The sequence below is a fragment of the Mesorhizobium sp. M1D.F.Ca.ET.043.01.1.1 genome (genome assembly GCF_003952385.1).
Lineage (GTDB): Bacteria > Pseudomonadota > Alphaproteobacteria > Rhizobiales > Rhizobiaceae > Mesorhizobium.
Genome location: NZ_CP034444.1, coordinates 3,432,558 through 3,456,782, shown reverse-complemented (window position 1 = coordinate 3,456,782; position 24,225 = coordinate 3,432,558). Strand labels below are relative to the sequence as shown.

Annotated in this window: 28 protein-coding genes and 1 pseudogene; 12 read left to right on the top strand and 17 right to left on the bottom strand. The window is 64.8% G+C overall.

Annotated elements, in window-relative coordinates:
• Window positions 1-72 precede the first annotated feature (72 nt).
• The 3 genes from rho to hemE all read right to left on the bottom strand — a co-directional run bounded on the left by rho (window position 73) and on the right by hemE (window position 3,067).
• Window positions 73-1,338, bottom strand: a complete 1,266-nt coding sequence (gene rho / locus EJ067_RS16850) for a transcription termination factor Rho (RefSeq protein ID WP_126086750.1) — start codon at window positions 1,336-1,338, stop codon at window positions 73-75.
• Between the two features lie 167 nt (window positions 1,339-1,505).
• Entirely contained in the window at window positions 1,506-2,042 is a 537-nt protein-coding gene (hemJ, locus tag EJ067_RS16845) for a protoporphyrinogen oxidase HemJ (RefSeq protein ID WP_126086749.1), read from the bottom strand.
• Window positions 2,039-3,067 (bottom strand): uroporphyrinogen decarboxylase, encoded by a 1,029-nt coding sequence (hemE, locus tag EJ067_RS16840; protein WP_126086748.1) that lies wholly within the window; start codon window positions 3,065-3,067, stop codon window positions 2,039-2,041. Before hemE ends, hemJ begins: the two co-directional genes overlap by 4 nt.
• 493 nt (window positions 3,068-3,560) lie before the next feature.
• Here hemE and EJ067_RS16835 point away from each other — a divergent pair, with 493 nt between their 5' ends.
• The 5 genes from EJ067_RS16835 to dnaQ all read left to right on the top strand — a co-directional run bounded on the left by EJ067_RS16835 (window position 3,561) and on the right by dnaQ (window position 7,258).
• Window positions 3,561-4,382, top strand: coding sequence for a pyruvate, water dikinase regulatory protein (locus tag EJ067_RS16835; protein ID WP_126086747.1), 822 nt, complete (start codon window positions 3,561-3,563; stop codon window positions 4,380-4,382).
• Between the two features lie 44 nt (window positions 4,383-4,426).
• Window positions 4,427-5,026, top strand: a complete 600-nt coding sequence (locus tag EJ067_RS16830; RefSeq protein ID WP_126086746.1) for a Maf-like protein — start codon at window positions 4,427-4,429, stop codon at window positions 5,024-5,026.
• The gene (locus EJ067_RS16825; RefSeq protein ID WP_126086745.1) at window positions 5,019-5,852 is read left to right on the top strand and encodes a shikimate dehydrogenase; all 834 of its coding nucleotides are present in this window, start codon (window positions 5,019-5,021) and stop codon (window positions 5,850-5,852) included. The genes EJ067_RS16830 and EJ067_RS16825 overlap by 8 nt, the downstream gene beginning before the upstream one ends.
• A 16-nt stretch (window positions 5,853-5,868) precedes the next feature.
• A complete protein-coding gene (coaE, locus tag EJ067_RS16820) occupies window positions 5,869-6,474 on the top strand; it encodes a dephospho-CoA kinase (protein ID WP_126089649.1) in 606 nt (201 codons plus the stop codon).
• Window positions 6,475-6,550: 76 nt separating this feature from the next.
• Complete coding sequence (gene dnaQ / locus EJ067_RS16815) at window positions 6,551-7,258, top strand: DNA polymerase III subunit epsilon (protein ID WP_126086744.1); 708 nt, start codon at window positions 6,551-6,553, stop codon at window positions 7,256-7,258.
• Between the two features lie 320 nt (window positions 7,259-7,578).
• Here dnaQ and secB read toward each other — a convergent pair whose 3' ends face one another.
• The 3 genes from secB to EJ067_RS16800 all read right to left on the bottom strand — a co-directional run bounded on the left by secB (window position 7,579) and on the right by EJ067_RS16800 (window position 9,244).
• The gene (gene secB, locus EJ067_RS16810) at window positions 7,579-8,079 is read right to left on the bottom strand and encodes a protein-export chaperone SecB (RefSeq protein WP_126086743.1); all 501 of its coding nucleotides are present in this window, start codon (window positions 8,077-8,079) and stop codon (window positions 7,579-7,581) included.
• A gap of 147 nt (window positions 8,080-8,226) precedes the next feature.
• Window positions 8,227-8,664, bottom strand: a complete 438-nt coding sequence (locus EJ067_RS16805) for a RidA family protein (protein ID WP_245468277.1) — start codon at window positions 8,662-8,664, stop codon at window positions 8,227-8,229.
• A gap of 85 nt (window positions 8,665-8,749) precedes the next feature.
• Window positions 8,750-9,244 carry an FxsA family protein gene (locus EJ067_RS16800; protein ID WP_126086742.1) on the bottom strand — a complete coding sequence of 165 codons (495 nt, stop codon included), beginning with the start codon at window positions 9,242-9,244 and terminating at the stop codon, window positions 8,750-8,752.
• Window positions 9,245-9,447: 203 nt separating this feature from the next.
• Between EJ067_RS16800 and EJ067_RS16795 the strand changes: the two genes are divergently transcribed.
• The 4 genes from EJ067_RS16795 to EJ067_RS16780 are packed head-to-tail and all read left to right on the top strand — an operon-like array spanning window position 9,448 to window position 12,174.
• Complete coding sequence (locus EJ067_RS16795; protein ID WP_126086741.1) at window positions 9,448-10,155, top strand: Tim44/TimA family putative adaptor protein; 708 nt, start codon at window positions 9,448-9,450, stop codon at window positions 10,153-10,155.
• A 21-nt stretch (window positions 10,156-10,176) separates the two neighbouring features.
• Window positions 10,177-11,280 carry a murein transglycosylase A gene (locus EJ067_RS16790; RefSeq protein WP_126086740.1) on the top strand — a complete coding sequence of 368 codons (1,104 nt, stop codon included), beginning with the start codon at window positions 10,177-10,179 and terminating at the stop codon, window positions 11,278-11,280.
• Window positions 11,277-11,801, top strand: a complete 525-nt coding sequence (locus EJ067_RS16785; RefSeq protein ID WP_126086739.1) for a Smr/MutS family protein — start codon at window positions 11,277-11,279, stop codon at window positions 11,799-11,801. The genes EJ067_RS16790 and EJ067_RS16785 overlap by 4 nt, the downstream gene beginning before the upstream one ends.
• A gap of 10 nt (window positions 11,802-11,811) precedes the next feature.
• The gene (locus tag EJ067_RS16780) at window positions 11,812-12,174 is read left to right on the top strand and encodes a helix-turn-helix transcriptional regulator (RefSeq protein WP_126086738.1); all 363 of its coding nucleotides are present in this window, start codon (window positions 11,812-11,814) and stop codon (window positions 12,172-12,174) included.
• A gap of 241 nt (window positions 12,175-12,415) precedes the next feature.
• Here the strand turns inward: EJ067_RS16780 and EJ067_RS16775 are convergent, their stop codons facing one another.
• The 3 genes from EJ067_RS16775 to EJ067_RS16765 form a co-directional block, all read right to left on the bottom strand.
• Complete coding sequence (locus EJ067_RS16775) at window positions 12,416-13,033, bottom strand: transglutaminase-like cysteine peptidase (protein ID WP_126086737.1); 618 nt, start codon at window positions 13,031-13,033, stop codon at window positions 12,416-12,418.
• 262 nt (window positions 13,034-13,295) lie between these two features.
• Complete coding sequence (locus EJ067_RS16770) at window positions 13,296-14,573, bottom strand: polyhydroxyalkanoate depolymerase (RefSeq protein ID WP_126086736.1); 1,278 nt, start codon at window positions 14,571-14,573, stop codon at window positions 13,296-13,298.
• A 235-nt stretch (window positions 14,574-14,808) separates the two neighbouring features.
• Window positions 14,809-15,171: a septal ring lytic transglycosylase RlpA family protein gene (locus tag EJ067_RS16765; protein ID WP_126086735.1), complete on the bottom strand. Its 363-nt coding sequence runs from the start codon at window positions 15,169-15,171 to the stop codon at window positions 14,809-14,811.
• Between the two features lie 307 nt (window positions 15,172-15,478).
• Here EJ067_RS16765 and EJ067_RS16760 point away from each other — a divergent pair, with 307 nt between their 5' ends.
• On the top strand, window positions 15,479-15,664 hold the full coding sequence (locus EJ067_RS16760; protein ID WP_126086734.1) for a hypothetical protein: 186 nt from the start codon (window positions 15,479-15,481) through the stop codon (window positions 15,662-15,664).
• 66 nt (window positions 15,665-15,730) lie between these two features.
• On the opposite strand, the gene EJ067_RS16755 is transcribed toward EJ067_RS16760, so the two are convergent.
• The 5 genes and pseudogenes from EJ067_RS16755 to tauA form a co-directional block, all read right to left on the bottom strand.
• On the bottom strand, window positions 15,731-16,660 hold the full coding sequence (locus tag EJ067_RS16755; protein ID WP_126086733.1) for a TauD/TfdA family dioxygenase: 930 nt from the start codon (window positions 16,658-16,660) through the stop codon (window positions 15,731-15,733).
• Window positions 16,661-16,712: 52 nt separating this feature from the next.
• Complete coding sequence (locus EJ067_RS16750) at window positions 16,713-16,892, bottom strand: hypothetical protein (RefSeq protein WP_126086732.1); 180 nt, start codon at window positions 16,890-16,892, stop codon at window positions 16,713-16,715.
• 37 nt (window positions 16,893-16,929) lie between these two features.
• The gene (locus EJ067_RS16745; protein WP_126086731.1) at window positions 16,930-17,790 is read right to left on the bottom strand and encodes an ABC transporter permease subunit; all 861 of its coding nucleotides are present in this window, start codon (window positions 17,788-17,790) and stop codon (window positions 16,930-16,932) included.
• Window positions 17,787-18,559: pseudogene (locus EJ067_RS16740) on the bottom strand (taurine ABC transporter ATP-binding protein). The gene EJ067_RS16745 and the pseudogene EJ067_RS16740 overlap by 4 nt, the downstream one beginning before the upstream one ends.
• A 158-nt stretch (window positions 18,560-18,717) precedes the next feature.
• Window positions 18,718-19,731, bottom strand: a complete 1,014-nt coding sequence (gene tauA, locus EJ067_RS16735; RefSeq protein WP_126086730.1) for a taurine ABC transporter substrate-binding protein — start codon at window positions 19,729-19,731, stop codon at window positions 18,718-18,720.
• 654 nt (window positions 19,732-20,385) lie between these two features.
• Between tauA and EJ067_RS16730 the strand changes: the two genes are divergently transcribed.
• Window positions 20,386-21,720 carry an FAD/NAD(P)-binding protein gene (locus tag EJ067_RS16730; RefSeq protein ID WP_126086729.1) on the top strand — a complete coding sequence of 445 codons (1,335 nt, stop codon included), beginning with the start codon at window positions 20,386-20,388 and terminating at the stop codon, window positions 21,718-21,720.
• A 102-nt stretch (window positions 21,721-21,822) separates the two neighbouring features.
• On the opposite strand, the gene EJ067_RS16725 is transcribed toward EJ067_RS16730, so the two are convergent.
• On the bottom strand, window positions 21,823-22,593 hold the full coding sequence (locus EJ067_RS16725; RefSeq protein ID WP_126086728.1) for a type 1 glutamine amidotransferase domain-containing protein: 771 nt from the start codon (window positions 22,591-22,593) through the stop codon (window positions 21,823-21,825).
• A gap of 112 nt (window positions 22,594-22,705) precedes the next feature.
• Between EJ067_RS16725 and EJ067_RS16720 the strand changes: the two genes are divergently transcribed.
• Entirely contained in the window at window positions 22,706-23,059 is a 354-nt protein-coding gene (locus EJ067_RS16720) for a helix-turn-helix domain-containing protein (protein ID WP_126086727.1), read from the top strand.
• Between the two features lies 1 nt (window position 23,060).
• Here the strand turns inward: EJ067_RS16720 and EJ067_RS16715 are convergent, their stop codons facing one another.
• On the bottom strand, window positions 23,061-23,708 hold the full coding sequence (locus EJ067_RS16715; RefSeq protein ID WP_126086726.1) for a cysteine hydrolase: 648 nt from the start codon (window positions 23,706-23,708) through the stop codon (window positions 23,061-23,063).
• Entirely contained in the window at window positions 23,705-24,034 is a 330-nt protein-coding gene (locus EJ067_RS16710; RefSeq protein WP_126086725.1) for a hypothetical protein, read from the bottom strand. Before EJ067_RS16710 ends, EJ067_RS16715 begins: the two co-directional genes overlap by 4 nt.
• Between the last annotated feature and the right edge of the window lie 191 nt (window positions 24,035-24,225).

The following is a 24,225-nucleotide window of genomic DNA, read 5'->3' as shown; positions in this document are numbered from 1 at the left end:
AACAGGCCCACAAGGGGAGAAGGCGGAGCGCTGCGCGGATCGACCCTCTCCACAAGGGGGAGGGTCGCCCAATCACGTATTCATCGAATCGAAGAAGTCGCCGTTGGTCTTGGTCTGCTTGAGCTTGTCGATGAGGAACTCGATCGCGTCGGTCGTGCCCATCGGCGCCAGGATGCGGCGCAGCACGAAGATCTTCTGCAGGTCCGAGCGCGGCACCAGAAGGTCTTCCTTGCGGGTGCCGGACTTGAGGATGTCGATCGCCGGGTAGATGCGCTTGTCGGCAACCTTGCGGTCGAGCTGGATTTCGCAGTTGCCGGTGCCCTTGAACTCTTCGAAGATGACTTCGTCCATGCGGCTGCCGGTGTCGATCAGCGCGGTGGCGATGATGGTCAGCGAGCCGCCTTCCTCGATATTGCGGGCCGCGCCGAAGAAGCGCTTCGGCCGCTGCAGCGCGTTGGCGTCGACACCGCCGGTCAGCACCTTGCCGGATGACGGCACGACGGTGTTGTAGGCGCGGCCGAGGCGCGTGATCGAATCGAGCAGGATGACGACGTCGCGGCCGTGCTCGACCAGGCGCTTGGCCTTCTCGATCACCATTTCGGCGACCTGCACATGGCGCGCCGCCGGCTCGTCGAAGGTCGAGGAGATCACTTCGCCTTTGACCGAGCGCTGCATGTCGGTCACTTCTTCCGGGCGCTCATCGATCAGAAGCACGATCAGGTAGCATTCCGGATGGTTGGCGGTGATCGAGTGCGCGATGTTCTGCAAAAGCACCGTCTTACCGGTGCGCGGCTGGGCGTTGATCAACGCGCGCTGGCCCTTGCCGATCGGCGCCACCAGGTCGATCACGCGCGGCGAGATGTCCTTGGTGGTCGGATTGTCGACCTCCATCTTCAGCCGCGAGGTCGGATAGAGCGGCGTCAGATTGTCGAAGTGGATCTTGTGGCGGATCTTCTCCGGGTCGTCGAAATTGATGGAGTTGACCTTGAGCAGCGCGAAATAGCGCTCGCCCTCTTTGGGGCTGCGGATCGGTCCCTCGACGGTGTCGCCGGTCTTCAGCGAAAAGCGCCTTATTTGCGAAGGCGAAATGTAGATGTCGTCGGGACCGGGCAGGTAGTTGGCATTGGCCGAGCGCAGGAAGCCGAAACCGTCCTGCAGCACCTCCACCACGCCGTCGCCGATGATCTCGACGTCCTGGGTGGCGAGCTTCTTCAGGATCGCGAACATCAGCTCCTGCTTGCGCATCACGCTGGCGTTCTCGACCTCGAGCGATTCGGCGTAAGCGATCAGCTCCGGCGGCTTCTTGTTCTTGAACTCGGTGAGTTTCATTTCTTGCATTAGATGGACTCTGGGCAGGCTTTGGGGAGAAAAAAATCGGCTGGATGCGACAAATGCCGGGCGCGGCCGAAAGCGAGAAAGGGGCGGCGCATGACGGGAAGGAAGACCCGTCTTTTATCGTCGGTCGTCTGAAAGAGCAAGCCGCCTTTTGCGGGGTCGTTCGAGCCTCAGAACGGCTTCACAATGACCAGGATGACGATGGCGATCATCAGCAATGTGGGGATTTCGTTGACGATCCGCCAGTGCCTGGCCGACTTTTCGTTCTTGTCCTCGGCGAATTTCCGCACCGCCCCGGCGAGATAGCCGTGCAGCCCCGAAAGCAGAAGCACCGCCGCGATCTTGGCGTGCAGCCAGCCACCCTGAAAATCGAACCCCTTCCAGGCGAGCCACAGCCCGAACACCCAGGTCACGATCATCGCCGGATTGATGATCGCCCTCAGCAGCCGGCGCTCCATCACCTTGAACGTCTCGGATTGCACGGAGCCTTTCTCGGCATCGACGTGATAGACGAACAGCCGCGGCAGATAGAGCATGCCGGCCATCCAGGAGATGACGGCAATGACATGGATGGCCTTCGCCCAGGGATAGAAACTGTCGGGCGCCGCGAAATAGAGGAGCGCCGTCAGCGCGACGAGAACGACGATGCCGACCGTCATGCGCTTCATCGCCTGGCCGGCGCTGTTCTCGGTACTCGTCCTGGTCATCGGTGGCTCCTCACCATTTTCACCATGGCCTCGACATGCGCCACCGGCGTTTCCGGCGTGATGCCATGGCCGAGATTGAAGATCAGCGGCCCGTCGCCCAGCATGCGAAGGATGGCGTCGACGCCGTCGGCCAGCGCCCTGCCGCCGGCGACCAGGCGAAGCGGATCGAGATTGCCCTGCACGGCGCCTTCGCCCTGCAACTCCTTCGCCATCGACAGCGGCACGGTCCAGTCGAGGCCGAGGCCCGTGATGCCTGTCTTCTCCCTGTAGTCGCGATAGCGCTCGCCGGCGCCCTTCGGAAATCCGATCACCGGAACATCCGGGTGCGCCGCCTTCACCTGCCGGACGATCTCCGCCACCGGTTCGACGCAGAACGTCTCGAAGGAAGGCTCATCGAGAACACCCGACCATGAATCGAAGATCTGCACCACATCGGCGCCGGCCTCGATCTGACGGATGAGATAGGCGGCCGAGTGATCGGCCAGTATCTTCAGAAGCCGCCCCAAGGCCTCGGGCTCGCGATAGGCGAAGAGCCGCGCCGGCCCCTGGTCCGGCGTGCCGTGGCCGGCAATCATATAGGTCGCGACCGTCCAGGGTGCGCCGCAGAAGCCGATCAGCGTCGTCTGGTCGGGAAGCGTGGCGCGCAGCCGTCGGACCGTCTCGTAGACCGGTTCGAGATTCACGTGAAACGTTTCGCCGTCCAGCGCCGCAATCTCGGCCGCGGCAATCGGCTTCAGGATCGGTCCTCGCCCCTCTTCGAAGCGGACCTCGCGGCCCAGTGCGTTGGGAACGACCAGGATGTCGGAGAACAGGATCGAGGCATCGAAGCCAAAACGCTCGATAGGCTGCAGCGTCACTTCGACGGCGAGGTCTGGATCGTAGCAGAGATCGAGGAAGGATCCGGCCCGCTTACGTGTCTCGCGGTATTCCGGAAGATAGCGGCCTGCCTGACGCATCAGCCAGAGCGGCGGCGGTGAAACCGTCTCGCCCTTGAGGACGTCCAGCATGATCCGTTTCCCAGTCATCCAGCGCTCGCCTCCCTACAGCGCCGCGCGTCCTAAGACGCGCAAAGGACGCTGCAGCACTTTCATCTAGCGCATGATCCATTCCGAACCTCCGGTTCGGAGTCATGCGCGGTCTCTTAAATCAAATATCTATTTTAAAAGAGTCTTCTGATTCTAAGAGTCTGTTGGTTGTGGTGGTTGCGACCTGTCCCGTCTGCCGCCCGAAAAGGCCAGTTAGCATATTGTCGCGCGGTCCTGTTCGCAAATTGGAGGGATCTGGGGAAGGACCGGATTCCGCTTTTCGAGTCAGCGGCTTGGCGTCCCGCGATCGAACTCCTGGCTGTGGATGAAACCGCTCTGGAAAAATTGATCCCCGGTTTTGTCCCCAGCGCCGCGATAGAGCCGACAGCGGGGCGAATTGTGGACAACCCGTCATCTGATACAGTCGCCCCGAACGGCCGGGCTTCTCCGTCCAGCCTTGTCCACAATTGCCCACAGCCAGGACCCATCCCCTGTGAACAAACCCCAGAGCTTCTTCCATCTGCATCTGATTTCCGACGCCACCGGCGAGACATTGCTGGCGGCGGGCCGCGCGGCGTCCGCCCAATACAAGGATGCGCGCGCCATCGAGCACATCTATCCGCTGATCCGCACCGAAAAGCAGGTCGCCAAGGTGTTCGAGGATATCGAGGAGGAGCCGGGCATCATTCTCTACACGGTGGTCGACCAGAAGCTGGCGCGCTCGATCGACGAGCGCTGCGCCGCCATGGGCCTGCCTTGCGTTTCGGTGCTGGAACCGGTGCTTGCCGTCTTCCAGTCCTATCTCGGCACGCCGGCCGGCCGCCGCGTCGGCGCCCAGCACGTGCTCGACGCCGAATATTTCCGCCGCATCGACGCGCTGAATTTCACCATGGAGCATGACGACGGCCAGCTGCCGACCAACATGGACGATGCCGATATCGTGCTCATCGGCATCTCGCGCACGTCGAAGACCCCGACCAGCATCTATCTCGCCAACCGCGGCATCAAGACCGCCAACATCCCGATCGTGCTCGGCGTGCCGCTGCCGGAAAGCCTGATCGCCGCCAAGACGCCGCTGATCGTCGGCCTTGTCGCCACGGCCGAGCGCATCTCGCACGTCAGGCAAAACCGCATCCTCGGCAACACCAGCGCCTATGTGCCGACCGATTACATCGACCGCGCCGCGATCAACGAGGAGCTGGCCTACGCCCGCCAGCTCTGCACCAGGCATGGCTGGCCGATGATCGACGTCAGCCGGCGCTCGATCGAGGAAACGGCGGCGGCGATCGTTGCCCTGCGCGGCAAGAACAGATAACCCATTGCCCCGGTAAACCGGGACGCGATGGGCGCGAAAAAACCATGGCCGAGAAAATCATCCTCGCTTCGGGCAGCCCGTTCCGCAAGACGATGCTCATCAATGCCGGGCTCGACATCGAGGCGGTCCCGGCCGATGTCGACGAGCGCGCGCTCGAGGCGCCGCTGAAAGACAGCGGCGTGTCTCCCGAAGACGTCGCTTCGATCCTCGCCGAAGCCAAGGCGACCGAGGTCAGCGAACGCCGGCCGGGCGCCCTGGTGCTCGGCTGCGACCAGACGCTGTCACTGGGCGACGAGATATTCCACAAGCCGGCCGACATGGAAGGCGCCCGCCGCCATCTCCTGGCATTGTCGGGCAAGACCCATCAGCTGAACAGCGCCGCGGTGCTCTGTCGCGACGGCGAGGTGCTGTGGCGCCATGTCGGCGTCGCCAGCCTTACCATGCGCAAGCTCGATCCCGCCTTCGTCGGCCGGCACCTGGCTCGGGTCGGCGCCAAGGCGCTGGGAAGCGTCGGCGCCTATCAGATCGAAGGCGAGGGCATCCAGCTCTTCGAGAAGATCGAGGGCGACTATTTCACCATCGTCGGCCTGCCGCTGCTGGCCCTGCTGACGGAGCTTCGCGCGCTGGGGGCGATCGATGGCTGAGAAGAAGGCCTTCGTCACCGGCCACCCCATCGCGCATTCGCGCTCGCCGAAGATCCATGGCCACTGGCTGGCGAAATACGGCATCGACGGCAGCTATGAAGCGATCGACGTCAGGCCGCAGGATTTCGCCGCCTTCCTGACATCGCTTGGCGACAACGGCTTTCGCGGCGGCAATGTCACCATTCCGCACAAGGAAGCCGCTTTCGCCGCAGTGGCCCGCCGCGACTATGCCGCCGATGAGATCGGCGCCGTCAACACGCTGTGGCTCGAGGACGGCGTTCTCTGGGGCGGCAATACGGACGGCTACGGCTTTGCCGCCAACCTCGACGACCATGCGCCGGATTGGGCGGAAAACGGCCCGGCGGTGGTGCTGGGCGCGGGCGGCGCTTCCCGCGCCGTCATCCATGCGCTGAAGGAGCGCGGCATCAAGGACATCCGCATCGTCAACCGCACGCTTGCGAGGGCCGAGGAACTCGGCCGCCACTTTGGCGCGGGCGTCTCGGCGCACGGCGCCAACGCGGTCGGCAAACTGCTTGCCGACGCCGGCCTGCTCATCAACACCACGGCGCTCGGGATGCATGGCAACGACAGCCTCGCCGCCGATCCGGCGGGCCTGCCCGGCCATGCCATTGTCACCGATATCGTCTATGTGCCGCTGGAAACGCCGCTGCTCGCGGCCGCCAGGACGCGTGGCCTGAAGACGGTCGACGGGCTGGGCATGTTGCTGCACCAGGCGGTGCCCGGCTTCGAGCGTTGGTTCGGCAGGCGGCCGGAGGTGACGCCGGAATTGCGGCGCATGATCGTCGCCGACATCGAAGCGCATTGAGATGACTGGCAGGGACATGATCGTGCTCGGCCTCACCGGATCGATCGGCATGGGCAAGTCGACGACCGCGAAGATGTTCACCGACGCCGGCGTGCCGGTGCATGATTCCGACGAGACAGTGCATCGCCTCTATGCCGGCAAGGCGGCGCCTCTGGTCGAGGCGGCCTTTCCCGGCACCACGAAAGCGGGCGTGGTCGATCGCGCCAGGCTGGCCGAGAAAGCGCTGGGCGATCCCGCCGCGCTGAAGACGCTGGAGGCGATCATCCATCCGCTGGTGCGCGCCGACGCCGATGCGTTTCTCGGCCTCCACCGTGCCGCCGGCGCGCCGATCGCCGTGCTCGATATCCCGCTGCTGTTCGAGACCGGCGGCCGCGGGCGCGTCGACAAGGTCGTGGTGGTCACCGCGCCGGCGGAGGTCCAACGCGCCCGTGTGCTGGAGCGGCCGGGCATGAGCGAAGAAAAATTCGCCGCGATCCTGGCCAAGCAGGTGCCGGACGCCGAAAAGCGTCGCCAGGCCGATTTCATCGTCGACACCGGCCAGGGCTTCGATGTCGCGCGTGCGGCGGTCAAGGCGATCATCGCCGAACTCTCGGGGGAAAAGTCCGGCAAAGCCCAATCCTGAAGGCAGGCCGTCAGCAGTCCCCATTGCCATTTTGTTCTGGTGTATGATTCTGCTCGCTTGGAGCGAACTGATTCGAATGCGTGAGATCATCTTCGATACGGAAACCACCGGCCTCGATTTGCGCGACGACCGCATCATCGAGCTCGGCGGCGTCGAGCTGGTCAACCGCTTCCCGACCGGCCGCACCTTCCACAGATTCATCAATCCGCAAGGCCGGGCGATTCACATCGAGGCGCAGGCCGTGCACGGCATCAGCGCCGCCGACCTGGCCGGCAAGCCGACCTTCGCCGAAGTCGTCGAGGAGTGGCTGGCCTTCACCGACGGCGCCAAGCTGATCGCCCACAACGCCACTTTCGATATTGGCTTCCTCAACCTCGAATTCAGCCGGCTCGACCATCCGGCCATCGATCCCGGCCGCATCGTCGACACGCTGGCGCTGGCGCGCCGCAAGCATCCGATGGGGCCGAATTCGCTGGACGCGCTCTGCCGGCGCTACGGCATCGACAACACCCGCCGCACCAAGCACGGCGCGCTGCTCGACTCCGAATTGCTGGCCGAGGTCTATATCGAGCTCATCGGCGGCAAGCAGGCGGCGCTGGTGCTCGAGAGCGTGGCCGTGCATATGAACGGCAACGGCGAGGTGGCCGACATCGACATTTCGATCGGCGCAAGGCCGATCGCCCTGCCACCGCGGCTCACCGAGGCGGATCGGGCGGCGCATGCCGGTCTGGTCGGCACGCTCGGCGAAAAGGCGCTGTGGCTGAAGGTGGCGGCGGCGGGTTGAGTGGCGCTGGTAGCGCCCGCGTCAGAGATTAGCCGAAACCTCCATGACGTCGTCATACTCGGGCTTGACCCGAGTATCCATGCCGTGACCTCCGCCGCAGAGCGCAACGGTGCGGAATTCCGTAACCGCCGCAACGCCTTAGCGTAACGGCATGGATTCTAGGGTCTGCGCGCGTCGCTCCGCTCCTTGCTCCGCCCTAGAATGACGACCGGCAAGACGGGCACGGCCAATCGCGAGGGTTTGGCGACTGCTCGCAGGGCTGACTAGCAAAAAGCCCGGCGCGAGGCCGGGCTTTCAAACCTTACAGAGACTGAACCGCCTCAGCTCACCTGGACCTTGGCCGCCGCCTGGTCCTCGGCGATGCGCTGCTGGAACATCTGCGCGAAATCGATCGGGTCGAGCATCAGCGGCGGGAAGCCGCCATTGCGGGTCGCGTCGGCGATGATCTGGCGGGCGAACGGGAACAGCAGCCGCGGGCATTCGATGAACAGGATCGGCAGCATGTGCTCCTGCGGGAAGCCGCTGATGGCGAAGACGCCGCCATAGACCAATTCGACGTTGAACAGCACTTCCTGGTCGAAGGAAGCCTTGGCGTTCAAGGTCAGGTTGACGTCGAACTGCTTGTCCGAGAGCGGGTTGGCGTTGACGTTGACGTTGATGGCGATGCCTGGAGCCTTGTCGCGGCCGCGCAGCGAGTTCGGCGCGCCGGGGCTTTCGAAGGACAGGTCCTTCACATATTGGGCGAGCACGTTGAGCGAGGGCTGTGCCTGGTTGCCGTTGCCGTTGGCGGCGCCCGCCGCGGCATCATCATTGCTGGCCATGAGCCTTAGTCCTTTTGCCGGGGCAGCATTGCTGACCGGATTGAAATCGGGGGTTCGCTACCATGCTCGGCAGGACAAGACAAGTTTTGCGGCCCGCCGCGCAGGAACGGGCGACGACCCGGGCGACGCCAGCTTCGGACGGCCTCGTCAGATGACCGCCATCGCGTCGACCTCGATGAGGTAGCCTGGGGACATTATCGCGACCCCGACGATCACATTCGCCGGTTTGTGATCTCCAAACAGCGAAATCTGGGCTTCTTCGAGGATCGGAAGGTGGTCATCGCGCTTATAGTCGACAATGTAGATCGTGATCTTGCAAACCTGCTCGGGCCGTGCCCCTGCCGCGCTGAGCGCCCGGCCGAGATTGCCGAATGCCAGGCGCGCCTGCGCGGCAAAATCACCATGCCCGACGAGCTTGCCGTCCATGTCTTCTGGCTGCTGGCCCGAGACGAACACCATCCTGGATCCCGTCGCGACGACAACCTGCGTGTACATCTCCGGAACCGGCAGATCATTTGGGTTGATGAGCTCGAGCGACATTGAAACCTCCTGCTTCGGTCGATTGAAATCGATATTGGCGATCATCGCGTCGCTGGCACAGGACGATGGCAAGACGGGCCGCGCCGGATCCGCAAACGCTCAAAGAGCCGCAATCGCCTGTGAAACGGGGCTAGTCGTCCTTGAGCCGTCGCCAGGGCGAATTGTGGTCCGGCCCGCGCTTGAAATCGTCCTCGCGCGAATAGTCGCTGTCGTCGAGATCGATGACCTTGTCGCGGCGGGCGCGAAAGCCGCTGCTGAAGCTCGTCGCCAGCACGATCCGGTTCTTGAGCAGGCGCCAGGCGAGATCGCGCACCGGCGGCAAAAGCAGCAGGATGGCGATGATGTCGGTGATGAAGCCTGGAATGATGAGCAGGATCGCCGCCAGCACGATCATCGCGCCATGCGCGAGCTGGCGGCTGGGATCGCGCCCGGCATCCATTTCCGTCCGCACCCGTGCCATCACCCCGAAACCCTGATGCCGAAGCAGCAGGCTGCCGGCCATGGTGGACAGGAGAACCAGCCCGACCGTCGCCAAGGCGCCCACCTCGCGGCCGACGATGACGAAGCCGGCGATCTCCAGCAGCGGCAGCAGGAGCAGGAACAGCGGGAAGAGTGAAAGTCGCAAGTCTCGACCGATCGCTTTCTTCTTTTGGAGGCCCCGCGGGCAATCGCCGCTGGCACTGGGGTCTTTAGATAGGTATGGCTGGCTTTGATTTGAATGATTGCGCCCGCCGTTCTATATGCTTTGGGTAATGAACGCTATGCGACCGCCGCCATCCTAGGGGCTCTGGTGGTCCGGCCAGGACAGGGATCGAATTGGCGGAAGATATGGGTTTCTTCGACTTCGGCACGATTTTCTTCTTGATTGCGGCGGTTGTGATCTTCTTCCAGCTGCGCAACGTGCTGGGACGTCGCACCGGAAACGAACGCCCGCCCTTCGATCCCTATTCGGCAAACCGCACGCGCGAGCAGGACGCGGCGCAGAAGTCCGAGAATGTGGTGTCGCTGCCGCGCAAGCGCATGCCGGGCGAAACGGCGGCCGAAACCTATGCCGCCATCGACGCCTTCGCCAAGCCCGAGACCGACCTCAACAAGGGTCTGCGCGCGATCAAGGACAACGATCCGTCCTTCGACCCAAAAACCTTCATCGACGGCGCCAAGATGGCCTACGAGATGATCGTCATGGCCTTTGCCGACGGCGACCGCAAGACGCTGAAGAACCTGTTGTCGCGTGAGGTCTACGACAGCTTCGCCGCCGCGATCGGCGAGCGCGAGGCGAAAGCGGAAAAGATCCAGTCTTCCTTCGTTGGCATCGACAAGGTCGACGCCGTCGCCGCCGAGATGAAGGGCACCGAGGCGCATATCACGCTGCGCATCGTCAGCGAGCTGATCTCGGCGACCCGGGACAAGGTCGGCGCCGTCATCGACGGCGATCCCGAGAAGGTTGCCGAGGTCAAGGACGTCTGGACTTTCTTCCGCGATACCCGCTCGCGGGATCCGAACTGGAAGCTGGTCGCAACGGAAGAAGAAGACTGAGATAAAGCGGCGGGGCCAGTCATGCCGCTCTCTCCTACATTCAACGGAAAATCCTTCACCGACCTGCCCGGCTGGGGCGAGGACGACCACCTCGACGCTTTCGCCGCGTTCAAACGCTGCGCTCTCTACGTGCCGACCAAGCCTTATCGCACCGGTTCGCTCGGCGTCGCGTTCGACGCTTTCGCCGCGGCCTATGCCGAGGCGCGCAGCGTTTCGCCGGCGAATCGGTCCGAGGCGCGGTCCTTCTTCGAGCGCCATTTCGTTCCCGCTTCGGTGGCGGCGGAGAACGGCGCCGGGCTCGTCACCGGCTTCTACGAGCCGGAAGTTGAGGCTTCGCCGGCCGGGACGGCGCGGTTCACCGTGCCGTTGCTTTCCCGCCCCGCCGACCTGATCGACATCGACGATAACAACCGCCCTGCCGGCATGGACCCCTATCTCGCCTTCGCGCGCGACACGGCGGCAGACCCCGTCGAATATTTCGACCGCGGCGAGATCGAGCGCGGCGCGCTCGCCGGCCGGAATCTCGAGATCGCCTGGCTGGCCGACAAGGTCGACGCATTCTTCATCCATGTGCAGGGCGCGGCGCGGCTGAGGATGACCGACGGCAGGCTCTGCCGCGTCACCTATGCCGCGAAATCCGGCCAGCGCTTCACCGGCCCGGGCAAGATCTTGAGCGAGCTCGGCGAAATCCCGCTGGAAAAGGTGACGATGCAGTCGATCCGCGCCTGGTTCAAGGCGCATCCCGACCGTGTCGACGAGATCCTCTGGCAGAACCGCTCCTTTATCTTCTTCCGCGAGGCGCCGGTCGACGATCCGGCGCTCGGCCCGATCGCCGCCGCCAAGGTGCCGCTGACGCCCGGCCGCTCCGTCGCCGTCGACCGGCTGCTGCACACATTCGGCACGCCGTTCTACATCGACGCGCCGACGCTCACGGCTTTTGATGGAAATCCGTTCCGGCGGCTGATGATCGCGCAGGACACCGGCTCGGCCATCACCGGTCCGGCGCGCGGCGACCTCTTCGCCGGCTCCGGCGACGCCGCCGGCGAGATCGCCGGTGTGGTGCGCAACGCCGCCGATTTCTATGCGCTTGTCCCGCGCGGGCTGGTCGAGAGGAGGGGCGCGTGACCCGCCGCGACGACACGCTCAGCGAGGACGACCGCATCCTCTGGAATCTGGTGGCGAAGACGACGCGGCCGCTGAAAGGCAAGGCCGCGGTCGAGATTCCCGAAATTATCGAGCCGAAGCCGGCACCTATGCCCGCGCCGGTCAACGGTGTTGCGGCCACAGCCGCGAAGCCAAAGCCGCACCCTGTCTCGCATGCGCTCGACGACCAGACGCACGAGAAGCTGAAAAAAGGCCGGCTGCCGATCGAGGGCCGCGTCGACCTGCATGGCATGACGCAGGACGAGGCCTATTCGCTGCTGCTAACCTTCCTGCATCGCGCGCATGCCGGCGGCATCCGCTATGTGCTGGTCATCACCGGCAAGGGCTCATCCTCCGGCGGCGACGGGATCCTGCGGCGCTCGGTGCCGCACTGGCTGTCGACGCCGGCTTTCCGGCACCTGGTCTCCAGCCACGACCATGCTGCCCGCAACCATGGCGGTTCGGGCGCGCTCTATGTCCGGCTGAGGCGGACCCGCGCATGAGGATGCGGTCATGACCCCTTTCGGCGAAAGGCTGCGCGCGCTGCGCGCCGAGCGCGGCGTCAGCCAGAAGGCGATGGCCGAGGCAATCGGCGTCAGCGCCGCCTATCTGTCGGCGCTCGAGCACGGCCGGCGCGGCACCCCGACCTGGACGTTGATCCAGAAGATCATCGGCTATTTCAACATCATCTGGGACGACGCCGAGGACCTCGCCCGCCTCGCCGAAACCTCGCATCCGAGGGTCAGGATCGACACGTCGGGCCTGTCGCCCGCCGCGACCGAGCTGGCGAACCTGCTGGCCGAGAGCATCGAGAAGCTGGACGAGGCGGAGCTGCGGAAGATCACTGCATCGGTCCGGGCCGCGTTGAGGGGATAGTCGGCGCGTTGCTCATGACAACGTTCGCGGTTTTGGATTAGCGGCGAAGCTCTCTTCGTCATCCTCGGGCTTGACCCGAGGATCCATTCCGTGACCTCCGCAGAAGAGTGCAACGGCGCAGAATTCTGCACCGTGGAGACGCTCGAAGGTCACGGAATGGATTCTAGGGTCTACGCTGCGTCGCTGCGCTCCTTGCTTCGCCCTAGAATGACGAAACTGAGGTTGGCGCCGCCAGCTCTGCCTACTGCACCGAGCCGACCAGCACCTGCTGGCCGTCGCGGATCGAGACCCAGCGGCCGGTGTTGTCGATCGCCTGCCGCTTCAGATAGCGATAGCCGGTCTCGTCCCAGGCTTTGACCTTGTCGGTCAGATTGTCGAGGACGTAGTCGCCCCGGTCGGTGCGCACCGTCAGCACCGAATGGCCTTCGCCGTCGGGCTTGCGCACGACGGTGATCAACAGATCGGCGAGCGACACGCCCATGCGGTAGAGCTGGCGCCGCTTCTCCAGCACATAGTCCTCGCAGTCGCCAAAGCCGTTGTCCGGATAGGTCCAGACCTCGTCCTTGCCGTAATTGTCGAGATCGCTCAGCGGCTTGACGGCGGCGTTGACCCTGGCGGTGACGCTGGTCAGCCTGCGCCAGAGCCCGTCGGTCAGCTTGACCGGCGCGAGATTGGCCGGGCGGATGTTGCATTCGCCCGGATGCGCCTTGCAGAAATCATAGTGTCCGATCGGCTGCGAGGTCAGGCCGCCGGTGGTCATGGCGCCCGCCGCCCATGCCGGCACCGCCCAATGGGCCGAGATCGCCAGCCCTGCGACTGCACACAAACGCAGCATCCGCGCCATCGGTGAGGAAGTCATTGTCCCCCGGTCCGCCCTGTTCTTTTATTAACGAAACGTTAAAGGCGATTTACAGTCCGTGTCAATTAGAGACAACGGCTAGTTTGGCGGCATGGTTACCCGCGCGGTCCCGACAGCGGCACTTTGGCAACAGCGGCGTCGGCGAATGCCGGAAGCCGCCTGCCGCCGCGCCGCGCCGCGCTAAATATTTGGTTTTACTAAAATTTCCGGACAAAAAGCGCCAAGCATTCCGGCGCCGGCCCGGGTCGGGCGCGCCGCTCGCTCAGCTCTTGGCAGAACGGACCAGCCTCGGCTTCGCGGCCACGCGGGTCTGGCGGCCATAGCTGGTGATGAAGTCGACGATGCGCGGCACGATCTCGGAGCGGAATCGCGAGCCGTTGAAGACGCCGTAATGACCGACGGCCGGCTGCATGTAGTGGGCTTGCCGGTCGGACGGGATGTTCACGCAAAGGTCGTGCGCGGCCTGGGTCTGGCCGAGGCCGGAAATGTCGTCGTTCTCGCCCTCGACGGTGAACAGGGCGACGTTGCGGATCGCCTTGGGATCGACGGTCTCGCCGCGATGCGTCATCTCGCCTTTCGGCAAGGCATGGCGCACAAACACCGTGTCGACCGTCTGCAGATAGAATTCCGCCGTCAGGTCCATCACCGCCAGATATTCGTCATAGAAGTCGCGGTGCTTCTCGGCGTTGTCGCCGTCGTTTTTCACAAGGTGCATGAAGAAATCCTTGTGGGCGATGATGTGGCGGTCGAGGTTCATGCTCATGAAACCCGAAAGCTGCAGGAAGCCGGGATAGACCTCGCGGCCGAAGCCCGGCACCGGCCAGGGCGCCTGCATGATGACGTTGTCGCGGAACCAGTCGATGCCCTTTTCCTCGGCCAGCAGGTTGACCGCGGTCGGGTTGCGGCGGGTGTCGATCGGGCCGCCCATCAGCGTCATGGTCGCCGGCACGAAGGGATCGCCGCGCTTTTCCATCAGCGCCACCGCCGCCAGCACCGGCACCGACGGCTGGCAGACCCCCATCACATGGGTATCGGGACCCAGCGCATGGAACATCTCGATGACGTAGTCGATATAGTCGTCGAGATCGAAGCTGCCCTGCGACAGCGGCACCACGCGGGCATCGACCCAGTCGGTGATGTGCACGTCGGCGTGGGGAAGCATGGCCTCGACCGTGCCGCGCAGCAGCGTCGCGTAGTGGCCGGACATCGGCGCCACGATCAGCAGCTTCGGATCGGCCTTGCGGCCGGCCGGCAGCGAGCGCTCGAAGCGGACGAGGTTGCAGAACGGCTTCGACCAGACGTTTTTTTCCGTCACGTCGACGGTCTTCCAGTCGACCACTGTCTGGGTCAGGCCGAATTGCGGCTTGCCGTAGCGGCGCGTCGTGCGCTCGAAGAGTTCCGCGGTCGCCGCCACCGAGCGGCCGAGCGGCGTGTGCGAGATCGGATTGAGCGGGTTGGAGTAGAAAAGCCGCACCGCATCGGCATAGAGGCGGGCGGGCTGCAGCGCCGCATGGTTCAATTCGTAGAGCTGGTAGAACATCGGGAACCCCGCTGCTGCCTGGCGACCAAAGGGCCGACGAGCAGCGCCGAGCCTTGAATGTCTCGCAGCGAGGTTAACAAGATATTGTTGCGATGCAATACGTCACGTCGCGTGATCAATGCTTCTTTCGTCCAAAGCGTTGGAAATCCGCCTCGAACGGCCGAGCCGGCTCAATGTGCGTTGCCGAACTTTGTCGGAAATGTGTCCGGCCGTCTTGCCGGACATGTCAGACATATCAGACGCGCGCCATGCATACGGCTGTGTGGCCCGAGCCGATGAAGCCGAGCTGGGTGGCGGCGCCGCGGGAGAGGTCGAGCACACGGCCCCGGACGAAAGGTCCGCGATCGTTGATGCGCACGACGACGCTGCGGCCGTTGTTCTTGTTGGTGACCCTGAGCTTGGTGCCGAACGGCAACGAGCGGTGCGCGGCGGTCAGCGCGGCGGGGTTCATGCGCTCGCCGGAAGCGGTTCTGGAATGCAGCGCGTACCAGGAGGCGCGGCCGCATTGCGCGGCAGCGGAGGAGGCGGTCGAGGCGCCAGCCATCAGGCCAGCCGCGACCGTTACCGCGACAAGCGCGGTGCGGTTGGTTTTCTTCATCTTTTAGGGGTGGGCTCCGTTGATAGACAACCCGCCGTATGTGTCGATTGAGGCAGGAAATGCGGCGACCGTCTGGCGGTTCCATGGCAAATGCACACGTTTGGAGTCGCCGCGAAACAGTTTGTCATGACATTTCCGGTGTGCCCGGGCGTATTCTTTGTGAAGACCGCGCCGGTTTGCAGGAAGTGCCGAATAGGATCGGCCGTCAGTCCGCAAGTAGAAGAGGGAGCGATAGCTTCGCTTCCTTCGGTTCCTTTGTTGCGCATGCATTCGGGTGGAGGATCGACTTTCCGGGGGGATCTCGCTGATGCGACTGATCAGGAATTTGCTGGCGCTGCTCGTGCTGGCGATCGGCGTGCTGTGGTCGCTGCAGGGCCTTGGGCTGGTCCACGGCAGCTTCATGACCGGCCAGAGGCAATGGCTCTATATCGGGCTCGTCACCGTGCTGGTCGGCCTGCTCGGCCTCAGATGGGCGAACCGCTCGCGCCTCTGACCGGCCGACGGAACTGCACCCCCTTCTCCCACAGGAAGGGGAGAAGAGGTTGCAGCCCTGGCACCTTCAGGCGGCCTTCGCCGCCGGCTTGGTCGTCTTGACGTGCGTGACGCTGCGGCGTCCGTCGACGCTCACCGGCACGTCGCCGTCGACGGTGGCGCGGCGCACGATCCGCTGCTGGTCGCCATAGTCGTTCACCGCATAATGCTGGGTGGCCCGATTGTCCCAGATCGCGACGTCGCCGGCCTGCCAGCGCCACCGCACGGTGTTCTCCGGCGTGGTCACATAGCTCTGGAACAACTCGTAGAGCTTTGCCGAGTCGCTCTTCGACAGGCCGACGAAGCGCTGCACGAAGTTGCCCAAAAGCAGCGACCGCTCCCCGGTTTCCGGATGCACGCGTACCACGGGGTGTTCGGTTTCGTAGACCGTCGAGGTGAAGACCTCCTCGAAATGCCTCCTTTCCTCGGCGGTGGCGCGCGGCCGCACCGCGGCATAGTCGTAGGCATTGCTGTGGATGGCCCAGAGATTGTCCGCCAACAGTTTGAGCGGTGCCGGCAGGCTTTGATAGGCGGCATGCGTGTTGGACCAGATGGTATCGCCGCCGGCCGCGGGGATGACGACGCCGCGAAGGACGGAGAATTTCGGATAGGCATCCACGAAGGTCACGTCCGTGTGCCATTGGTCGGCGCGGCCTCCGCCGCGGCTCGAATCCAGGTTGAGGATCGAGGCCGTGCCCGCCACCGGACCCTGCGTGGGATGCGGCACGAGATCGCCCAGGCGCCGCGCGAACAGTTCATGCTCGGAATCGTCGAGATGGTCCTGACCGCGGAAGAAGACCACCTTGTGCTTCAGAAGCAGCTGATTGACTGCAGCGATGGTGGCGTCAGGCAAGCTTCCGCCAAGGCGGATGCCCCTGATTTCCGCCCCCACACGGGCGGTGAGCGGAATGACATCGGTTAGCGGAATGATCTGGTCGACGGCGGCTAGGTTGCTCATGGGCATCTCCTCGTTTGCTGATTAGGGAAAGGACCGGTCTATTGGGGGCTGATCACTGCGACCAGTACTGCCAGGCCCAATAGAAACTCTCGTCGCGCGGCGGCAGGCGGTCGCGGTCGGCGTCCAGCCGCACCGGCGCGGGCGATTTTGGTTCGCCTTGCGACTGCTCCGGTGGTCTCACAAGCAGCCAGTTGCCGACCTGGGCGAAAAGCACCGCGGTGGAATGCGTCATCGTCATTCTCCCTGTTTTCGCCCAATCCTTGTTTCGCTCAATCCCTGCCCGCCCAGGGAACCAGCGCGCGCTCGATCCGGCGGATGACGAATTCCAGCGCGAAGGCGATGGTCGCGATCACCAGAATGCCCATCACCACGACGTCGGTGACCAGGAACTGCGCCGCCGACTGGATCATGAAGCCGAGCCCGCGCGTCGCCGCCACCAGTTCGGCCGCGACCAGCGTCGACCAGCCGGCGCCGAGCGCTATGCGCAGGCCGGTGAGGATCGAGGGCAAGGCGCTGGGCAAAACGACATGGCGCACGACCTGCCTGCGCGTCGCACCCAGCGAACGCGCCGCGTCGATGCGCTCGCGCGAGACGCCGCGCACGCCGGCGGCGGTCGACAGCGCCACCGGCGCCAGCATGGCAATGGCGATCACCAGGATCTTCGACGGCTCGCCGATGCCGAACCAGATGACGATCAGCGGCAAATATGCGAGCGGCGGGATCGGCCTCAGGAATTCGAGCAGCGGATCGAAGACGCCGCGCCCGATCCGGCTGATGCCGATGGCGAGCCCCACGGGAACGCCGACGACGATCGCCACGATCAGCGCCGCGAACACACGGCCTAGGCTGGCGGTGACGTGCTGCAGCAGCGTCGCATCGACGAACCCGTCGCGGGCGACCACGACGAACTTCGCCCAGACGGCGGCGGCCGAGGGCAGGAAGACCGGTGACACCAGCTGCAGTTTGGCCGACACCGTCCATGCCGCCAACAGCGCTAGAATGGTGAGGGCGCTAATCAGGCGGGCCGAAACGCCCGTCCGCTTGCGACGCGGCCGCGACCACGGCACCGACAGACCGTCATTCTCACCGACCTTTGCTCCGGGCCGCACCGTGTAGCTGCCGATGCTCATGCCGCTTCTCCCTGGAAGATCACATCCGTCAGCTCCGCGCGGGCGGCGGCAAAGGCCGGATCGGCTTTGATCGCGCGGATCGGCTCGCCCGCGGCATAGCGCCGGCCGAAATGGGTCTCGAAACTGCGCACCACATGGCCGGGTCCCGGCGCCAGCACCACGATCCTGGTGGCGAGCACCAGCGCTTCCTCGATGCCGTGCGTCACCATCAGCACGCCGACTTGGGCCGCCGACCACAGATCGAGCAGCGTCGCCTGCATGCGTTCGCGCGTCAGTGCGTCGAGGGCGCCGAGCGGCTCGTCGAGAAGCAGGAATTCGGGTTCGGCAGCCAATGCGCGTGCCAGGCCGACACGTTGCCGCATGCCGCCGGAAAGCTCCCAGATGCGCTTGTCGCCGGCGCCGTTGAGCTTGACCAGCGACAGCAATTCGTCGGCGCGCCGCGCCCGCTTGTCCGCAGGCACGCCCCGCAGCCGGAGCGCGAAGGCGACGTTCTCGCGCGCGGTCAGCCACGGAAACAGCGCATCGTTCTGGAAGACGACGGCGCGGTCCGGTCCGGGCGCGGTGATGACTTGGCCGGCGATCGTGGCCCGGCGCGCTCCGGCTCGACCAGCCCGGCGGCGACGTTGAGCAGCGAGGTCTTGCCGCAGCCCGAGCGGCCGACCAGCACGACGAAGTCGCCCTTGCCGATGTCGAGCGAGACGCGCTCGACCGCTGGTTCCGGCTGGCCGTCATAGTGGACGCTGACCTTGTCGAGGGCGAGATGCGGCATCGGGATCCAGGCCTCCGTCAAACGAGGGGTCCCGCCCCGTGGCCGCTCCTCGTAAGCGGTCCCGGGGCAGGCAAGCGCAAGGCCAGGGAAGAGGGGCCGCGCTTGTTGAGCAATTCCAGGAAAGGCGGTCTCCCTTCCGGAATTGCCGGGAGAAACGCTCAGTTCGAGGCGAGCGCCTCGCTGGCATATTTGGTCGTCACGTATTTCGAGTAGTCGGGCAGCACGGCGTCGATCTTGCCCTGCTCCTTGAGGAAGGCGGACGTCGCCGCGATCGCCTTGACCGTAGCGCCGCCGAGGAACTTGTCCGAGGCCTGCTCGTCGAGCGTCGGGAAGACATAGCCCTTGAGCAGTTCCGGCACCTCTTCCAGCTTGGCGCCGGTGAGCTTGGCGATCTTGCCGGCTTCCGGCGAGGACACCGACCAGGCCTCGGGCTTGGCCAGGAATTTGGCATAGGCCTCGCCGGTCACCTTGACGAAGTCGCGCACCGCTTCCGGGTGCTTGTCGGCGAAGTCGGTGCGCACGATCCAGGCGTCGAAGGTCGGCGCGCCCCAGGCCGCCACCTGCGCAGAATCAAGCACCACCTTGCCGGATGTCTTGATCTGGCCGAGCGCCGGATCCCAGACATAGGCCGCGTCGATGTCACCGCGCGCGAAGGCGGCGGCGATTTCCGGCGGCCTGAGGTTGAGGATCTCGACCGACTTCGGATCGACGCCCTCATGCTTCAGCGCCGCGAGCAGGCTGTAATGCGTGGTCGACACGAACGGCACCGCCACCTTCTTGCCGGCAAGGTCGGCGACCTTCTCGATGCCGGCGCCGTTGCGCGCGACCAGCGCCTCCGACGGGCCGATCAGCCCGACGACGAAAATGGTCTGGATCGGCAGCTCGCGGCTGGCGGCCGCGGCCAGCGGGCTCGAGCCGACATAGCCGATATCGACCGATCCGGACGCGACCGCCGCGATGACGTCGGCGCCGGAATCGAATTTGCGCCAGTCGATCGCCGCCTTGGTCGCTTTCTCGTAGACGCCGTCGGCCTGCGGCACTTTCGAAGGCTCGACCACAGTCTGGTAGCCGATGGTGATCTTGAGATCCTCCGCCGCGGCCGGGCCGAGATAGGCAACGCCCGCGAGCGCGGCGGACGACAGAAGCAGAATGCGTCGTGAAATGGTTGACATGAAAGGCTCCCTAATCCTGACAAAACCGGATTGCCTTTCTATCGTTGGTTAATTCTATCGGGTTTGTAGAGTTAAATCCTTCCAAGGAACGGGGCTTTGTTGGAAAAGTGTCGCCAGGTCCCGGCGGCGGAAGCGCAAAGGACGGTCGCGGTATGGGATGGTGGGGTGGGCGCGAACCGCGCCTTCGTCATCCTAGGGCGAAGCGAAGCGGAGAGCCTAGGATCCATGCCGTTACATCCATGACAGGTGCTACGATGCAGAACGGAGACCCGTGGCTACAGGGGGTCGTTTTGCACCGCGGCGGCATTCTAGGGTCTGCGCGCGTCGCTGCGCTCCTTGCTCCGCCCTGGAATGACAACAGAAGAGATGGCTCAGCCAATCGCCGAGGGTGGTCGCTCCAGCGAACGAAAATCCTCCTGTCACCTTCCCCGGGTAAATCCGTGCCCCAGATAGCGGCGGAATTGAAACGAGGTTCCGTGTGCGATCAGGTTAGTATAGTAACCTTATCGACATTAGGGAGAAAGAACGATGCGCGACCACCTGAACCGCATACGGCCAGTCGTTCGCGGCACCGGTCTGAGGGCTGCCTCGCGGCGGCCGGCGCCGGCCGCCTAGACTCGGTCGCGGCTCCTCGACAGTACCTGAATTTCAGCCATGGTTGGACGCGGCAACTCCATCATCATTGTCGGCGGCGGGGCCAGCGGCGTCGTGCTGGCGGCGCATCTTTTGAAATCGCCAAACCCCGATCTGCGCGTCACGCTGATCGAGAAGCGTCCGCATTTCGGCCAGGGCATGGCCTATTCGACGCTGCTCTCCGCGCATGTGCTCAATGTCAACGCTTCCGGCATGAGCGCCCATGCCGACGATCCGGGTGATTTCGCGCGCTGGGTGCTGGAGCGCGGCTTCGCAAAGGCGGACCAGGGACCGTTCTACGCGCCTCGAAGCCTCTATGCCCGTTACCTGAAGGAACTGCTCGACGATCTCGAGGAGCGCGAGCGCGAGACGGGAAGGCTACGCCTGATCCGCGAGGAGAGCCTGTCGATCTCGCCGACCCCGTCGGGCGTCGAGGTGGCCCTGGCCAACGGCACCAGCGTCGTCGGCCATCTCGCCGTTCTGGCCACCGGCCATGACGAGCAGCCTGGCGCCTTCCAGGGCCGCGCCATCCGCATGGGTTCGGAGGCCGACACCGCGCTCGACCCCGAAGCCACGGTCCTGGTGCTGGGCACGGGCTTGAGCATGGTCGACGCCTTCCTGTCGCTGGAGCAGCGCGGCCATCGTGGCGAGATCGTCGCCGTGTCGCGGCGTGGCCTGCTGCCCTCGCCGCACCGCAAGGGCAACCCGATCAAGCTCGACGTCGCCGACATCCCGCTCGGCACCGAGCTTTCCTATTTCGTCGGCTGGTTCCGCAACCTGATTCGCGAGAACCAGAAGGCCGGCGGCGACTGGCGCGACGTGGTCGACGGCCTCAGACCCTTCAACCAGAAGATCTGGCAGAACTGGCCGTCCTCGGCCAAACGCCGTTTCGTCGAGCACACCAAGGCCTGGTGGGACATCCATCGCCATCGCATGGCGCCGGAAGTCTATGAGCGCGTCACCGAAGCGGTCGGCTCGGGCCGCATCCGCCTCGTCGCCGGCCGGGTCGTGGACATCGAGCCGGGCTTCACCGTCACGATCCAGCAGCGCGCCACGCAGGCGCTCGAGACGCTCGAAGTTGCCCGCATCTATGACTGCATGGGCATCGCCCGCGACATCTCGAGGACGTCGAACGGCGTCGTGCGCTCGCTGGTCGAGCGCGCCCTGGCGCGCCCCGATCCGCTGCGCCTCGGCCTCGACGTCACCGGCGGATGCGAGCTGATCGCGGCCGACGGCACGGTGTCGTCGAAGCTCCTCGCCGTCGGCCCGCTGACGCGCGGCACCTTCTTCGAGATCGACGCCATTCCGGATATCCGCGTCCAATGCGCGAAGCTGAGCAAGCTGTTGCTGGGTTAAAGGCATGTCTCCCGAAAGTGGGAACCGGTTTCGGGATCATGCCTAAAATCAAAACCTAAAGCGCATGGAGCGAAGCTGAACGATCTAGGGTCCGGTTTGGCTTCAGCCGCCAAGCGCTTCGCAGACGACCCGCGCGGTCTCGGCACCGGAGAAATTCTGCTGGCCGGTGACGAGGTTGCCGTCGCGCACGGCAAAGCCGCGCCACAGCCCGGCCTGGACATAGTTTGCGCCGATCGCCTTCAGCTCGTCCTCGATCCGCCATGGCATCAGATGCTTGCCGCGTTCGAGCGCGCCCATCGCCCAGGTGGCGTTGTCGGCAAAGTCCTCCTCGACATTGGCAAAGCCGGTGACGGTCTTGCCGGCGGCAAGCAGCGATCCGTCGGCGCGCCTGGCATAGCGCAGTATCGCGGTGCCGTGGCAGAGCGCGGCCGCCACCTTGCCGGCTTCATGGAAGGCGACGAATGTCCGCTGCAAATCGGTCGCGCGCTCGTAGGTGAACATCGGCGACTGGCCGCCGGCGACGACGATTGCGTCAAACTGCTCGACATCGATCTCGGCCACCGTCCGCGTGTTGTCGACCATGGCCGAGAGTTTCGGGCTCGAAATGAAGCCGAGCGAGATGAGGTCGGTCTCCGAATAGCCCGACGGATCGCGCGGGTCGCTCAGCGCATCGGCCTCGCACTTGCCGCCGTCAGGCGAAAAGATCTCCACCTGATAGCCGCGTTCGGTGAAGGCGAACCAGGGATGCGTAAGCTCGCTCCACCAGAAGCCCACCGGCCACCCGGTCGTGGTCGAGACGGCCGGATTGGCGATGACGATCGCCACGCGCTTCGGCTTTCGCGCATTGACCGGATTGGGATCCCTCACACTCATCGTCGCTCTCCTCCTGTGAAACGCTGCCCGACAAGGTCGGGCTCTTCAACCCCGCCAGATGGCGGGGCGATTTCCGCTTCCCGATCGGCCGGGCCTTGCCTAGGATCGTCGCATGACACAACGTGGTAGACTTTATGGCTGCCCGGTCGAGTTCGCCCTCGACGCTTTGGGCGGCAAGTGGAAGACGGTGATCCTGGCGCGGATCAAGGAACAACCGTTGCGCTACTCCGAATTGCGCCGGATGACCCCATCGCTTTCCGACAAGATGCTGACGCAGCGCCTGGCCGATCTCGTCGAGATCGGTTTCGTCACGCTGGAGTCCTCGCCCGATGGCAAGGGACGCTACACGCTGACGGAGCGCGGCCGCGATCTCGCCGCCGCGCTTCAGGCGCTCTACGACTGGGGCGACGTACATGGCCGCGCCGAGGGTGTGCGCTTCCGCACCGACATCGAGGCGGCCGCCTAACTCAAAGAGCATCGGCAAGCGCGCCGCGAAAGCCGGCGACATCGGTGACGATGGCTTCGCCAAGGAAGCGCAGCGTCGCCATCGAGCGGCCGCTAGCCTCCTTGTTGCCGAAGCCGCAGGCATCCTCGATGACCACGGCCACGAAACCGTTGTCGGCCGCCTGCCGCACCGTCGGTTCGATGCCGATCTCCATGGCGATGCCGGCAAGGGCGATCGCGCGCACGCCGCAGTCACGTAGCGCAAAGCCGAGCGCGGTGGAATCGAAAGCCGACATCGTGAGCTTGTCGAATATCGCTTCGTCCGCGCGCGGCGCGAGTTCTGGCACGATCTGCGTCGCGTCGGCGTCGCGCAGGAACCAGGGCTCGACCGCGTCGGGGTCATCGCGCCGCTGCCAGGCCATGGCGGTGCGCAATTGCGTGGCGCCCATCCATGTCTTCGGCAGCGACAGATGGCGCGTGAAGGCCACGCGCATGCCGGCCGAGCGGGCCGCTTCCAGTACGATGCCGGTGCGCTCGACGATTGCCGCGGCGCCCTCGACCTGGCGGCAGATGCCGACCTGCATGTCGTAGACCACCAGCGCCATGCGGCGCGGATCGCACCATTCCGCCAGGCTGGTCGGGATCTCGATCCCGTCGCTGGAGCGGATCATGCTGCCGTCCGATCCCAAGGTTTTGCGACGTCGACGGTCGGATCGAACAAATATTCCAGCGGCAGCGGGGCATCGAAGGCGATGAAATGCCATTCCAGCAGGCCGGCCTTGGACAGCGGGAAATCGTCGGTGTAGCGCCTGGCTTCCTCGACGCTGTCGAGCTCGAAGACGATGATGACGCCGCCGACATCGGCACGCGCATAGTTCTCGCGCACGATGCCTGTCTTCCAAAGCCGCCAGACATTCGAGACCTCGTCGCGCAGATAGGGCCGGAGGTCGTCGAGCGTGACGCCGGGCTTGAAATTGTCATAGGCAAGAATCTTCATCGGCTGTTCCTTGCGTTGGCCCCGCGCAGCGCTCGGCTAGCATGGCGAAATCGGTGCCGGCAACGAACGACATGGTTCGTTGAAGGGGACGGTCGATTTGCCTTTCGTGCCGCAAAGTCCCAATCGGGTGCCGGGTCGGCCGTCCGCATTCCGCAACGCCGTGGAGGATCGGCCCAGCGCGAGGGGGCGCT

Coding starts and splice junctions, on each gene's coding strand:
- rho (WP_126086750.1), bottom strand. CDS start 1,338: ATGCAAGAAATGAAACTCACCGAGTTCAAGAACAAGAAGCCGCCGGAG.
- hemJ (WP_126086749.1), bottom strand. CDS start 2,042: ATGACCAGGACGAGTACCGAGAACAGCGCCGGCCAGGCGATGAAGCGC.
- hemE (WP_126086748.1), bottom strand. CDS start 3,067: ATGACTGGGAAACGGATCATGCTGGACGTCCTCAAGGGCGAGACGGTT.
- EJ067_RS16830 (WP_126086746.1), top strand. CDS start 4,427: ATGGCCGAGAAAATCATCCTCGCTTCGGGCAGCCCGTTCCGCAAGACG.
- EJ067_RS16825 (WP_126086745.1), top strand. CDS start 5,019: ATGGCTGAGAAGAAGGCCTTCGTCACCGGCCACCCCATCGCGCATTCG.
- coaE (WP_126089649.1), top strand. CDS start 5,869: ATGATCGTGCTCGGCCTCACCGGATCGATCGGCATGGGCAAGTCGACG.
- dnaQ (WP_126086744.1), top strand. CDS start 6,551: ATGCGTGAGATCATCTTCGATACGGAAACCACCGGCCTCGATTTGCGC.
- secB (WP_126086743.1), bottom strand. CDS start 8,079: ATGGCCAGCAATGATGATGCCGCGGCGGGCGCCGCCAACGGCAACGGC.
- EJ067_RS16805 (WP_245468277.1), bottom strand. CDS start 8,664: ATGATCGCCAATATCGATTTCAATCGACCGAAGCAGGAGGTTTCAATG.
- EJ067_RS16795 (WP_126086741.1), top strand. CDS start 9,448: ATGGGTTTCTTCGACTTCGGCACGATTTTCTTCTTGATTGCGGCGGTT.
- EJ067_RS16790 (WP_126086740.1), top strand. CDS start 10,177: ATGCCGCTCTCTCCTACATTCAACGGAAAATCCTTCACCGACCTGCCC.
- EJ067_RS16780 (WP_126086738.1), top strand. CDS start 11,812: ATGACCCCTTTCGGCGAAAGGCTGCGCGCGCTGCGCGCCGAGCGCGGC.
- EJ067_RS16775 (WP_126086737.1), bottom strand. CDS start 13,033: ATGACTTCCTCACCGATGGCGCGGATGCTGCGTTTGTGTGCAGTCGCA.
- EJ067_RS16770 (WP_126086736.1), bottom strand. CDS start 14,573: ATGTTCTACCAGCTCTACGAATTGAACCATGCGGCGCTGCAGCCCGCC.
- EJ067_RS16765 (WP_126086735.1), bottom strand. CDS start 15,171: ATGAAGAAAACCAACCGCACCGCGCTTGTCGCGGTAACGGTCGCGGCT.
- EJ067_RS16760 (WP_126086734.1), top strand. CDS start 15,479: ATGCGACTGATCAGGAATTTGCTGGCGCTGCTCGTGCTGGCGATCGGC.
- EJ067_RS16755 (WP_126086733.1), bottom strand. CDS start 16,660: ATGAGCAACCTAGCCGCCGTCGACCAGATCATTCCGCTAACCGATGTC.
- EJ067_RS16750 (WP_126086732.1), bottom strand. CDS start 16,892: ATGACGCATTCCACCGCGGTGCTTTTCGCCCAGGTCGGCAACTGGCTG.
- EJ067_RS16745 (WP_126086731.1), bottom strand. CDS start 17,790: ATGAGCATCGGCAGCTACACGGTGCGGCCCGGAGCAAAGGTCGGTGAG.
- tauA (WP_126086730.1), bottom strand. CDS start 19,731: ATGTCAACCATTTCACGACGCATTCTGCTTCTGTCGTCCGCCGCGCTC.
- EJ067_RS16730 (WP_126086729.1), top strand. CDS start 20,386: ATGGTTGGACGCGGCAACTCCATCATCATTGTCGGCGGCGGGGCCAGC.
- EJ067_RS16725 (WP_126086728.1), bottom strand. CDS start 22,593: ATGAGTGTGAGGGATCCCAATCCGGTCAATGCGCGAAAGCCGAAGCGC.
- EJ067_RS16720 (WP_126086727.1), top strand. CDS start 22,706: ATGACACAACGTGGTAGACTTTATGGCTGCCCGGTCGAGTTCGCCCTC.
- EJ067_RS16715 (WP_126086726.1), bottom strand. CDS start 23,708: ATGATCCGCTCCAGCGACGGGATCGAGATCCCGACCAGCCTGGCGGAA.
- EJ067_RS16710 (WP_126086725.1), bottom strand. CDS start 24,034: ATGAAGATTCTTGCCTATGACAATTTCAAGCCCGGCGTCACGCTCGAC.